The organism is Staphylococcus sp. FSL W8-0305, from assembly GCF_037966415.1.
Lineage (GTDB): Bacteria > Bacillota > Bacilli > Staphylococcales > Staphylococcaceae > Staphylococcus > Staphylococcus aureus.
In genome coordinates, this window is sequence record NZ_CP150198.1 from 902,140 (window position 1) to 914,571 (window position 12,432).

Annotated in this window: 16 protein-coding genes; 5 read left to right on the forward strand and 11 right to left on the reverse strand. The window is 31.1% G+C overall.

Annotation, left to right across the window (positions count from 1 at the left end):
• The first annotated feature begins 207 nt into the window (after nucleotides 1–207).
• The 3 genes from hyl to NST10_RS04470 all read left to right on the forward strand — a co-directional run bounded on the left by hyl (nucleotide 208) and on the right by NST10_RS04470 (nucleotide 2,649).
• Nucleotides 208–1,167 carry an alpha-hemolysin gene (gene hyl / locus NST10_RS04460; protein WP_339211515.1) on the forward strand — a complete coding sequence of 320 codons (960 nt, stop codon included), beginning with the start codon at nucleotides 208–210 and terminating at the stop codon, nucleotides 1,165–1,167.
• A 453-nt stretch (nucleotides 1,168–1,620) separates the two neighbouring features.
• Entirely contained in the window at nucleotides 1,621–1,854 is a 234-nt protein-coding gene (locus NST10_RS04465; RefSeq protein WP_000231331.1) for a hypothetical protein, read from the forward strand.
• Between the two features lie 609 nt (nucleotides 1,855–2,463).
• The gene (locus tag NST10_RS04470) at nucleotides 2,464–2,649 is read left to right on the forward strand and encodes a hypothetical protein (protein WP_001032820.1); all 186 of its coding nucleotides are present in this window, start codon (nucleotides 2,464–2,466) and stop codon (nucleotides 2,647–2,649) included.
• A 248-nt stretch (nucleotides 2,650–2,897) separates the two neighbouring features.
• Here the strand turns inward: NST10_RS04470 and scc are convergent, their stop codons facing one another.
• From scc to NST10_RS04485, 3 genes are all read right to left on the reverse strand, one after another.
• Complete coding sequence (gene scc / locus NST10_RS04475) at nucleotides 2,898–3,248, reverse strand: complement inhibitor SCIN-C (RefSeq protein ID WP_000669541.1); 351 nt, start codon at nucleotides 3,246–3,248, stop codon at nucleotides 2,898–2,900.
• A 151-nt stretch (nucleotides 3,249–3,399) separates the two neighbouring features.
• A complete protein-coding gene (gene efb / locus NST10_RS04480; RefSeq protein ID WP_000791575.1) occupies nucleotides 3,400–3,897 on the reverse strand; it encodes a complement convertase inhibitor Efb in 498 nt (165 codons plus the stop codon).
• 256 nt (nucleotides 3,898–4,153) lie between these two features.
• The gene (locus NST10_RS04485; protein WP_000584395.1) at nucleotides 4,154–4,660 is read right to left on the reverse strand and encodes a hypothetical protein; all 507 of its coding nucleotides are present in this window, start codon (nucleotides 4,658–4,660) and stop codon (nucleotides 4,154–4,156) included.
• 671 nt (nucleotides 4,661–5,331) lie between these two features.
• On the opposite strand from NST10_RS04485, the gene NST10_RS04490 reads away from it, so the two are divergent.
• Nucleotides 5,332–5,718 (forward strand): formyl peptide receptor-like 1 inhibitory protein, encoded by a 387-nt coding sequence (locus NST10_RS04490; protein WP_000739578.1) that lies wholly within the window; start codon nucleotides 5,332–5,334, stop codon nucleotides 5,716–5,718.
• On the forward strand, nucleotides 5,684–5,767 hold the full coding sequence (locus NST10_RS04495) for a hypothetical protein (protein WP_031788461.1): 84 nt from the start codon (nucleotides 5,684–5,686) through the stop codon (nucleotides 5,765–5,767). The genes NST10_RS04490 and NST10_RS04495 overlap by 35 nt, the downstream gene beginning before the upstream one ends.
• Before the next feature lie 298 nt (nucleotides 5,768–6,065).
• Here the strand turns inward: NST10_RS04495 and NST10_RS04500 are convergent, their stop codons facing one another.
• The 8 genes from NST10_RS04500 to NST10_RS04535 all read right to left on the reverse strand — a co-directional run bounded on the left by NST10_RS04500 (nucleotide 6,066) and on the right by NST10_RS04535 (nucleotide 12,255).
• On the reverse strand, nucleotides 6,066–6,383 hold the full coding sequence (locus tag NST10_RS04500) for a fibrinogen-binding protein (protein WP_000739205.1): 318 nt from the start codon (nucleotides 6,381–6,383) through the stop codon (nucleotides 6,066–6,068).
• Between the two features lie 193 nt (nucleotides 6,384–6,576).
• On the reverse strand, nucleotides 6,577–6,744 hold the full coding sequence (locus NST10_RS04505; RefSeq protein WP_000822906.1) for a hypothetical protein: 168 nt from the start codon (nucleotides 6,742–6,744) through the stop codon (nucleotides 6,577–6,579).
• A 129-nt stretch (nucleotides 6,745–6,873) separates the two neighbouring features.
• Nucleotides 6,874–7,377, reverse strand: coding sequence for a metallophosphoesterase (locus NST10_RS04510; protein WP_000049496.1), 504 nt, complete (start codon nucleotides 7,375–7,377; stop codon nucleotides 6,874–6,876).
• A complete protein-coding gene (locus NST10_RS04515; protein WP_000659309.1) occupies nucleotides 7,370–7,957 on the reverse strand; it encodes an XTP/dITP diphosphatase in 588 nt (195 codons plus the stop codon). Before NST10_RS04515 ends, NST10_RS04510 begins: the two co-directional genes overlap by 8 nt.
• 11 nt (nucleotides 7,958–7,968) lie before the next feature.
• Entirely contained in the window at nucleotides 7,969–8,769 is an 801-nt protein-coding gene (gene racE / locus NST10_RS04520; RefSeq protein ID WP_001039660.1) for a glutamate racemase, read from the reverse strand.
• A gap of 238 nt (nucleotides 8,770–9,007) precedes the next feature.
• Nucleotides 9,008–9,823 carry a succinate dehydrogenase iron-sulfur subunit gene (gene sdhB / locus NST10_RS04525; protein ID WP_000139709.1) on the reverse strand — a complete coding sequence of 272 codons (816 nt, stop codon included), beginning with the start codon at nucleotides 9,821–9,823 and terminating at the stop codon, nucleotides 9,008–9,010.
• A complete protein-coding gene (gene sdhA / locus NST10_RS04530) occupies nucleotides 9,823–11,589 on the reverse strand; it encodes a succinate dehydrogenase flavoprotein subunit (protein WP_000818278.1) in 1,767 nt (588 codons plus the stop codon). The genes sdhB and sdhA overlap by 1 nt, the downstream gene beginning before the upstream one ends.
• 51 nt (nucleotides 11,590–11,640) lie before the next feature.
• Nucleotides 11,641–12,255: a succinate dehydrogenase cytochrome b558 subunit gene (locus NST10_RS04535; RefSeq protein WP_339211526.1), complete on the reverse strand. Its 615-nt coding sequence runs from the start codon at nucleotides 12,253–12,255 to the stop codon at nucleotides 11,641–11,643.
• Between the last annotated feature and the right edge of the window lie 177 nt (nucleotides 12,256–12,432).

Here is a 12,432-nt window from a genome sequence, read left to right on the forward strand (position 1 = left end):
AATGCTTCCTTTCAAATATTAATTAAAAGTTAAAAACATATTCTTAAAATATTCACTCATCATCACTCAATCATTTAACAGTTGCTACATTAAATATACTAATATAAACGATGATAAATATTTGATATGTCTCAACTGCATTATTCTAAATTGACATATTGATTATTGTTTCCTCAAATCGTTTTAAAAAATAGAAGGATGATGAAAATGAAAACACGTATAGTCAGCTCAGTAACAACAACACTATTGCTAGGTTCTATATTAATGAATCCTGTCGCTAATGCCGCAGATTCTGATATTAATATTAAAACCGGTACTACAGATATAGGAAGCAATACTACAGTAAAAACAGGTGATTTAGTCACTTATGATAAAGAAAATGGCATGCACAAAAAAGTATTTTATAGTTTTATCGATGATAAAAATCACAATAAAAAAATATTAGTCATCAGAACGAAAGGTACCATTGCTGGTCAGTATAGAGTTTATAGCGAAGAAGGCGCTAATAAAAGCGGTTTAGCCTGGCCTTCAGCATTTAAGGTACAGTTGCAACTACCTGATAATGAAGTAGCACAAATTTCTGATTACTACCCTAGAAATTCAATTGATACTAAAGAATATATGAGTACATTAACTTATGGATTCAACGGTAACGTGACTGGTGATGATTCTGGAAAAATTGGCGGTTTGATTGGTGCAAATGTTTCAATTGGTCATACACTCAAATATGTTCAACCAGATTTCAAAACAATTTTAGAAAGTCCAACTGATAAAAAAGTAGGTTGGAAAGTTATATTTAACAATATGGTGAATCAAAATTGGGGACCACATGACAGAGATTCTTGGAACCCAGTATATGGCAATCAACTTTTCATGAAAACAAGAAACGGTTCAATGAAAGCAGCAGAGAACTTCCTTGACCCTAACAAAGCAAGTTCTTTATTATCTTCAGGATTCTCACCAGACTTTGCTACAGTTATTACTATGGATAGGAAAGCAACCAAACAACAAACAAATATAGATGTAATATACGAACGAGTTCGTGATGACTATCAACTACATTGGACTTCAACAAATTGGAAAGGTACCAATACTAAAGATAAATGGACAGATCGTTCTTCAGAAAGATATAAAATCGATTGGGAAAAAGAAGAAATGACAAATTAATGGTTATGTACACTCAAATAGTCACATAATAATATTAGCCGATAACATCAGAAATGATGTGCGTCGGCTATTTTAGTTGCAGTATAAAATTAAACATCATGAATAGTAATATACCTATTATGCTTTTCAGTATATATTCACGGCTAAAATCATGATTACGGTACTGATTTCTTAACTACAAACATTTGAAATTCATTGTTGTCAAACCCTTTAATTAAAAGTTTTGAAATTGTTCAAAACTTATTGAACACATTATGTGTTAATATATTTGCAGAATTATTTTAAAATCGTTTTAAAACTATACTGAAATAAGAAGATAAAAAGTATAATAAGTACATATAATTGAAAATAATTTCTAGAAATCTATTTATCTCTAATCTAGATATTGTAAGAAGTTGTATGAATAAGTTAAACTTAGATTGAATCAGTTTAAATGTTCAAGGAGGATGACAAATGGTTTTTAAAGATTGGGAAATTAATGTTGTTTACTCAGGGAAACATGAAGTAGTTACAAACGAAAATAGTTTATTTGTTATTGATGAAGATTATGATGTCGCAATCGCAATCAATTATTTAGATAATAAATTAAAAGTTAGTCATGTTAACTATGGCTCTGAATTTACAATTGACGCATCTAACAAAGTACTTGCGTTGATGATTCATAATCCAAATATTGACGAGAATTAAATATTAAAAAACATTTAGAAACATAAAGGCATACTATATATAGTCTTTTAAACGTATAACGAACGAAAATTAGAAATTCGGATATTCATTACACTATTAAAATGCAATTTTTCAAAGCATTTAAAAACAACAGTTAAGGTGGTGACCAAAAATTAACATTGTGTATAACATCATTGTATATATAGCATGCATGATTAACTTCGGACTGATTATCGTCCCATTGCTAACTACCAATGACGCAGATTTTGTTTGGACTTCTTCGTCATTAATATATATGATCCTTTTAACACTACTTATATTAATTGTTTATATTAAAACTAAAGATAGTTTACAGCTAACAATATTTATACTTAGTGTGGCATTAATCCTTCTATACTGTGCACCTTTACTGTTCATTTATGTATTCTAATGTTTCATTAATATTTTAATACGTCAGTTTAAAAACAAACAAATTGGAAAATAAACGAAACAAGTTATCATCTAATTTAACATGATACTCACTTAAAATTTGAAACAACGAGCAGCCTAACTTAAGCTTTATATCTTTATTTCAAGTTATGTTTTCAACTATTTTAATGCAATTTACATTTAGATTAAGGAGTAAACATCATGAATAAACATATAAATAAAAAGACCACAAAGCATCTTGAAGATTATAAAAAGGTTCAACAAAGAAATTCGGAGGAAACAAATAGAGGTTGTTTAAAAAGCGCCGCCATGCTTATTGTCTTATTTCTATTCATTATATTTGGCATCGTGGCATGTTCGACACACGTTAACTTTTTCTTCCAATAATATACTCATTGAGTAAAAATCAGAACGTTTCATACTACGTTTAAATTTATCTATGGGAGCACTATAAATATTTTTTAGATTGTACAAAGCAATTTTGTGCATAATATTTCTAACTATTATATTTATATTTGTCTCCCCTATTTTTTGTATACATTGCTCATACATAAATTTTAAATTGCAGAATTTTTAACTGTACAAATAAAAAAACAGGCGAAGACAATTCTATTTTTGTCTCTGCCTGTTTTTTATTATCTATTTATAATTTCATCAATTTCTTTGTAAATGTTTTCTAATCCAACTTTAGCTTCAGCCATTTTTGCGAAATTATTACTTTTTAGTGCTGCTTTTGCTCTATATTGGTTCATCATAATCATACGTTTGTAGTATGGGTTTAAGCTTCCTGCAGCTAAATCATTTACATAAGATTGATCAAGTAATGATTTCAATTCTTCAGCAATTCGTTTATCATGAAACTCACTTTGAATTATATAGTCTTTCTTACTACTTGCATCTGCTTTATTCCCATCTAACGTTGATACTGCTGTTGTTGATAATAGTACTGCTAATGTTCCTGCTACTATATATTTTTTAAATTTCATTGTAAATTCTCCTTTTAAAATTGATACTTAATGATTATATAGTCAATTTTAGGAAAGTTACATTAACCTGGCATTAAATAACATAGTCGTTTTATTAATAAAAAATAATATAATATTAAATTATTTTGAACTTATAATAATGACAGAAGTATTATCTCACTAATCCTTGCTTTAATACTTGATCAATTCGCTCTTGCAATATCATTTTCTTAACATTGTATTCAAATGATACTAAGTTGACTGCCTTTTGTGCTTTTCTATGTGCGCTCACAGTATGTGTTTTTTCAAATTCTCTCACAAGATTTTGGGCTTGAATCAATTTTTGTTCTTTTTTAATAGTTGCCTCAGTTTTCGCTGCTGGTTTATTAAATTGTGGACGTGCACCATATTCGAATGTACCGTCATTATATTCCACGATGTTATAATCATGTCTAAACTTAATATATTTAGGTGTTGTATTAAATTTTGGTCTAGATTGATATTTAAAAGTACCATCATTGTACTCTACGATATTGTGATTAATACTCACTGGTTTCTTTTCTCTTGGACCGTATCCTTCGCTTGCATCTGCAGTTGACGCAATTGTAGTTGTAGTAATACCAATTGCCGCTATCGCTAGTAATGATTTTGCTATCAATTTATTTTTCATGTTAATTATCCTCCAAATTATTATCTTACATTTATTAAGTTATCCTATTTATACAACTTTTGAAATTAACTAGTTATTAATTAACTATAAACACTTTATAATATAGACAAAATATAGTTATCTATCTTGTGTCTCATCAATACTTATACACTAGTCAAAAATTTCATGCCTCTACTTTTCGAATTTCAAAAATAAAACTACACAACAAAAAGACACCATTTGAATGTTGGTGTCTGATGGTATAATTTCATAGATTTTATTTGTAACTTCTCATTCTATAGTTAAATATTGTAACCCAGCTAATAATCAAAGTTGGTAGAATTACTAAATTCAAATTAGACACGTCAAAAAAGACTGATTGGAAATTGTCGATATTAATATCATTAATGTCCATTTTTTCATTTACTGCTTGATAGATCGCAAAATAAACTAAGAACCATTGAATTAAATGTTCTAAAACGACAACCTCTGTTAAATCGACATTCTTTTTTCTAAAAAGTAATCTAACTATAAATAATTGGAATATACTTGAAATCAAGATCAAAATAATACCCATTAAGAAAAAACTACCAAAATCAATTGTGATAAATTGAATAATACCATAAATAATTACGGCAGATATTGCCAGTGAAATATATCCTATAAAGATAAACACCACACCCATAAAGAGTGTCTTTAAGAACAGAAAAGGCTTCTTTTTATTTGTAACCAAATAGCTCAATATACAAAGTAGTAATAGAATTGTTAAAATTTTAATTATCATCGTTTGACCTCAATATGTTTATTTATATCTTTATTATTGACCACGAAAAAATAACAATCACTTAAGTGATTGCCAATAATACTCAATGCCTACTCTATAGTAATCTTGGCACGTGATTTTACACTATTTTATCTATTTAAAAATGTAAGTGTTGAATTATGCTTACTTCGAAAATGCATAATACAACTAAATAGTATATTTTTTAACTTATATATTAATCATAACATATCAACCTTAATTAGAATATATCTCTTATTTCTTTATAAGTAAAATTATACATATTAATTACTTCTCTACTATGTGTCATTTCTATGTTTTATAAACATTAATTATCAAAAACGCTATATGTATAACAATTTGGACTACTTGTCTACCCAACATTGCAATTAAATGTAGAGAAATATAAATATCGTTTTAACAATAAAAATCATTCAATCATAGTTGAGTGACGTTTACTAATATTATTATACTATCAATAAATTCAATAATACCTCAAATAAAAATAATAACATCAAATTCATCAATATTCTTTTTCAATTGCATTAAACCTTATTAATTTGCACTTAAATTTAATTAATGAAGTGTTAACTGGTAAATGCTTGAAACCGTTTGTAAAATAGCAGTGTACTCGCATTAGTAAGTACAAATCTATTTTACAGGGAGAACTTATTATGAAAAAAAATATTACAAAAGTAATTATTGCATCTACAGTCATCGCTACAGGTCTTCTAACTCATTCAAATGATGCTAAAGCTTTCTTTAGTTATGAATGGAAAGGATTAGAAATCGCTAAAAAGTTAGCAGATCAAGCTAAAAAAGATGATGAACGTGCTACTAAATTAATTGACGAAGGTTTTAAAGGTGAAACTGTTAATGACCTATACATCATTGTCAAAAAATTAAGCAAAGGCGATGTGAAAAAAGCTGTCGTTAAAATGAGAAATGGAGGACCTAAAGATTTCTATACTTTTGACTTAACTCGTCCTTTAGAAGAAAACAGGAAAAATATTCCCTTAGTTAAAAATGGTGAAATCGACTCGATCTATTGGGATCAATAAACACACTGAATTAAATAGTTGCACGCCAAACGTTGGAAAACAATGCTAACGTTTTGGCGTGCTTTTTTATATGCTGCAACTCCCAATTTATTTATCATCTTTACGACTGTTTAATAAAGCACGTATGATTAACACAATACCTCTAAATCCGCGAAAATTCTAACGATTGTTAATACATATGCTTGGCGTTATCCCGTCATTCAAAACACCTATCACATACATTTTCAAAGGATTTTCTAAGATTTACCCCAATATACTCATCAAGTAAAATACATACAATGTTTAAATAACTTTCATCAGATTACACATAGTAAAAAAGCCACACTCTATAGCATGGCTTCTATCAATTATTTTAAAGTATTATATTTTAAAACTAGATCGATTTGTCTTTGTAATTTTTTCTTTTCATAGCTGTGTTGGAAATGAATTAAGTTAACAGCTCTTTGTGCTTTACGGTGTGTTGCAACAGTTCTTGTACGTTTGAACAAGTTTACAGCTTTTTGTGCATCCACAACTTTTTTATTTACTTGTTTTTTAAAGTTTGTTTGATACTCGTTATATTTTTCAGCCTTAGTTTGTGCATGAGATTCACCGGCAAATGTTGATACCGTTAAACTAATAGCAGCTATGCTTAAAATTGATTTCCCAATAAAATTCTTTTTCATAATTAATAACACCTATCCTCAAATATTTATTTTGTATATATTTATAATAATAGACAGAAGCAAAAAACTACATTAACTATTTATTAACTAAACATTAATATTTGTGTCACTACATTTCTGAATTTCAAGAATTTTGCTACTCCATATTTTAACCATCAAATTATTGATATAATTTATGCCTTTAGAAATCCTTTTAAATATGTATACGATTCATGATTTTAACTAAAATTTCAAATTTCCTGACTTCTTGGAATCTTAATTTTATACTTTTTAATAATACACTTTTAACCAAATAATCAACAGGATTCAACCAAATAGGACAATCAACAATCACTTTCCCAAAAAGTACAATTCTTTTCATAACATAAATGTGTTATTCATACCAGTTACCTTCTAAAAATTGTCAGCAACACTTTTAAACAAACATTCATGTCACGACCTCCTAGTTAAATCAGTCTATAAACTAAAAAAAGCCATAGCTACTTTTAATTTAAAAAGTAGTATGACTAATTGTTTCATGTTGTCGGTTTTTAAAATTCACTGTACCTTGTAATGTTTGATCATCAATCAAAACTTCCGCATACGATTCTTCCATTGAACTTCTAGATTGAGATATACTTCCAGGATTAATAACATGAACACCATTAATATACTCATATTTTGCAACATGTGTATGTCCATAAAAAGCAAATACACAACCTAATTCACGTGCTTGCTCAGCTAATAAATATCTTGTTCGATTGACTTGATATAAATGTCCATGAGTGTAAAATGCTCTCACGTCATTACATTTTGCGACCGCTTCATTTTCAAATTCTGGGTAAAAATCACAATTGCCTTTTACCCTACGAAATAAGCTAAGTTCTGTATCATCATACTCAAATTCTGAATCGCCTAAATGCAAATACATATCAGCATCTGGGTGTGCCTCGTAAATTTGGTATAAAATGCCAGATTCAGTATGATTATCACTCACAACAATCCATTTAGACATTTTGATCACCCGCAAGATAAGCTTCTAATAAATTAATTGCATTTCGTCTATGGCTAATTTGACCTTTTTGTTCTTTAGAAAGTTGCGCCATGGTTCTATCTAATTTCGGTACATAAAATATCGGATCATATCCGAAACCATTTTCGCCATATTTCCCATCTGCAATTTCACCTGAAACAGTACCTTTAAATACTTTTGTTTCCATATCAGGGCCACTCATACTTATGACACAAACAAATTGTGCACGACGATCAGTTGTATTACCAAGCTTATTTAATAATTTTTCAATATTTGCTTCATCGCTTTTATTTTCACCAGCATAACGTGCAGAGTATATACCTGGCTCACCATTTAATGCAAAAACTTCTAGTCCACTGTCATCAGCTATGACCGTTTTATTCAATGCTTTTGCAGCAGCTTCTGATTTTAATATAGCATTTTCTTCAAATGTTGATCCTGTTTCTTCCACATCAAAATCTAGTATTAGTTCTGAAATACCTATTACGTGGTAATCTGGAAATATCACTTTAAAGTCATTTATTTTCCCTTGATTATTCGATGCAATAACAATCTCTTTCATTAAAAATCCTCCTAGTCATTCACTGATATACGTTCCACATTGACAGATAAATTTAGCCATTCTTTGATAATGTTAGTAATATGTGTGGTATCACCTGTTGCAAAAAATCGATGATCTGGATGTTCAGTATAACTTGCATGTTCATTACTAAATGTTAGCAATGCACTAACTTCACGAGCCGTTTCTAATCCAGACGAAATCACTGTCTTTTTACCACCAAAATAATCATAGATAGGTTTATAGAGCAATGGATAGTGGGTACATCCTAAAATGACAGTATCAGACTCACTATTACGCCAACGTTTCAGTGTTTGATGAATAACAATGCTTGTAATTGTTGGATCACTATATCTCATTTGTTCTACAAGTGGCACAAAACCTGGACAGGCAACGCCATGTACCTCTACATGTGGATTTATACGTTTAATATGTGTTCGATATGCTTCAGATTTAATTGTGCCTTCCGTTCCTAGTACTAATACATTTTGATTTCTAGTCGTCATTATTGCTGTTCTAGCACCTGGTTCAATTACGCCAATCACTGGGATTGATAAGGTCTTTTGTAAATATTCTAAAGCTACAGCAGTTGCAGTATTACAAGCAATCACGAGCATTTTTATATCAAATTCCATTAATTTACGAGCGATTTCAACTGTATATTGTTTTACTTGTTCTCCTGGTCTTGGCCCATATGGACATCGCCCAATATCACCTAAGTAATAAATCGTCTCATTTGGCAACTGACGCATAATTTCTTTAGCTACTGTCAAACCTCCGACACCAGAGTCTATTACACCTATTGGTTTATTCATATTCGGTCATCCTTACTTTTAATTTAATTTTTAGTTTATCATAACTAAGCATTGGATTTTAGTATTATGCACTGTGTTTACCATTTTTGTCATTATAATATAATACTTATTTTAAATTAGCTCACTATCATATTGTCATGTAATGTAACTATAAAAAATCCCTTCTAAGTTTTTGTGTATCTCCATTCAATTTAATTTTGAAAGGAACATAACATTTTAACTCAAAAGGGATTAATTTTTATTCTACTTCATGGTCTGAACCAAAGAATGATTTAAACATGTGGAATGTTGTTTCTCTGTTCATTGCTGCAATGGATGTTGTTAATGGAATACCTTTAGGGCAAGCATTAACACAGTTTTGTGAATTACCACATTGCTGTAAGCCACCTGTACCCATTAATGCATTTAAACGTTCATCTTTAGTCATAGATCCTGTTGGGTGCAAATTAAACAAACGAACTTGCGAGATTGCTTGCGCACCAACGAATTTATTATTTTCAGTAACATTAGGACAAACTTCTAAACATACACCACATGTCATACATTTAGATAATTCATAAGCTGTTTGACGTTTTTTCTCTGGCATACGTGGCCCCGGACCTAAATCATACGTTCCATCAATTGGGATCCATGCTTTCATACGTTTTAAGTTATCGAACATTCTAGAACGATCAACTTGTAAGTCACGGATAACTGGGAAAGTATTCATTGGCTCTAAACGAATAGGTTGTTCTAATTGATCAACAATCGCAGAACAAGATTGTCTTGCACGACCATTGATAACCATAGAACATGCTCCACATACTTCTTCTAAGCAGTTCATATCCCAGACAACAGGTGTTGTTTTTTCACCTTTAATATTAACTGGGTTACGTCTAATTTCCATTAAACATGCAATGACGTTTAAATTTTCACGATATGGAATTTCAAATGTTTCTTCATAAGGCTTAGAATCACTTGTATCTTGTCGTTTAATAATTAATTTTACTGTTTTTTGTTTCGGTTTAGATTGTATTTCATGTTGTGGAGTGTTTTTCACTGATTGTTCAGTCATTATTTTTTACCCCCTTTAGACTTACTTGTGTAATCACGTTTACGAGGTGGTATTAAACTCACATCGACGTCATCATAAGTAAACTGTGGTTTTTCAAATGCGCCTTGGAATGAGGCCATTGTCGTTTTTAACCACTCTTCATCATTACGCTCTGGGAATTCTGGTTTATAATGGGCACCGCGTGATTCGTTACGGTTATATGCACCAATCGTAATCACACGTGCAAGTACTAACATGTTCCATAATTGACGAGTAAAGAATACCGCTTGGTTACTCCAAGTTTGAGTATCTTCCATATCAATATCTTCATAACGTTTCATCAATTCAACAATCTTTTTATCTGTTTCTAACAGTTTTTCATTTTCACGAACAACAGTTACATTTGCTGTCATAATTTCACCAAGTTCACGGTGTAATTTATATGCATTTTCTGTACCGCGCATAGCTAATAATTTATCAAAACGTTCTTGCTCTTCAGCTTTACGTTTTTCAAAAATACTTTCGTCCATATCAGTATATGATCGATCAATATTTGAAATATAATCAATCGCGTTTGGACCTGCTACTGTACCACCATAAATCGCTGATAACAATGAATTGGCACCTAAGCGGTTACCACCATGTTGAGAGAAGTCACATTCTCCAGCTGCAAATAACCCTTTAATATTTGTCATTTGATCATAATCTACATATAGACCACCCATTGAATAGTGGACAGCTGGGAAAATCTTCATTGGTACTTTGCGTGGGTCATCACCAGTGAATTTTTCATAAATTTCAATGATACCACCTAGTTTTACATCTAACTCATGTGGATCTTTATGTGACAAATCAAGATATACCATGTTTTCGCCATTAATACCTAATTTTTGGTTAATACATACATCGAAAATTTCACGCGTTGCGATATCACGAGGTACTAAGTTACCATAATCAGGATATTTCTCTTCTAAGAAGTACCAAGGCTTACCATCTTTATATGTCCAAATTCGTCCACCTTCACCACGTGCTGATTCACTCATTAGTCGTAGTTTATCATCACCAGGTATTGCAGTAGGATGAATTTGAATGAACTCACCATTAGCATAAATAGCGCCTTGTTGGTAAACAATGGAAGCCGCTGATCCTGTATTAATCATTGAGTTTGTTGTTTTACCGAAAATAATACCAGGGCCACCCGTTGCCATAATAACTGCATCTGAACCAAATGTTTCAATCTCAGCAGTTGTCATATTTTGTGCAACGATACCTCTTGCACTATCATCGTCACCTTTAACTATGCCAAGGAATTCCCATCCTTCATACTTCGTAACTAATCCATCTACTTCATATGCACGAACTTGTTCATCCAATGCATATAATAATTGTTGTCCAGTTGTTGCCCCTGCATATGCTGTTCTGTGGTGTAATGTACCACCGAAACGTCTAAAATCTAATAGACCTTCATTTGTTCTATTGAACATTACGCCCATACGGTCTAATAAATGAATAATTTTAGGTGCTGCCTCTGTCATCGCTTTAACAGGTGGTTGGTTTGCAAGGAAGTCGCCACCATACACTGTATCATCAAAGTGAATCCAAGGAGAATCGCCTTCCCCTTTAGTATTGACCGCACCATTAATGCCACCTTGGGCACAAACAGAGTGCGAACGCTTTACTGGTACAACTGAGAACAAATCTACATGTGCACCTTTTTCTGCCGCTTTAATTGTTGACATTAAGCCCGCTAGGCCACCTCCGACAACAATAAGATGTTTCTCTGCCATAAAAATTTCACTCCCCTAAATTTTCAATCTATATTTGTTAAATGCGATGTATTACATAAAGGCAATAATTGCAGTAACACCAATATACGAAATAACTAAGAATACGATTAATGAAACCCATGTAAATACTCGTTGTGATTTTGGAGATTGAAGTCCACCCCAAGTAACTAAGAATGACCATAAGCCATTTGCAAAGTGGAACACAACAGCAATAATACAAATAATATAAAATATTGCCCATCCAGGATGTTGCAATGTTTCATGCATTAAATCGTAATTCACTGCTTTGCCGTAAAATGCTTTTTGTAAACGTGTTTGCCATAAATGGATACCAATAAAGATAAATGTTAAGATACCACTCACTCTTTGGAAGAAGAACATCCAGTTTCTAAAAATCGAGTAATGTCCAACATTTTCTTTTGCTGTAAATGCAATGTGTATACCAAACAAACCGTGATATAACAACGGAATGTATATAAATAAAAATTCTACAATAATTAGAAATGGTAATGATTCCATAAAGTTAGATGCTTTATTAAACGCTTCAGCACCTTGTGTTGCTTGGTGATTCACTAATAAATGAACGACCAAAAATGCACCTATTGGGATAATACCTAATAACGAGTGAATACGTCTTAGATAAAATTCATTTTTTGATTGAGCCAAAAGGAGTCCCCCCTGTGAACGAATATTTAATTTATTGAGCTATTTATATTAAACGTACGCTTAACCCCCTAAAGTGATATCGTTTCTAGCGTTGTCATTATCATTAAGCGAAACATTTTAAAGACAAATACACACTGCACGATCACCAAACTGCATGTCGAACAATGTAAAATTTGG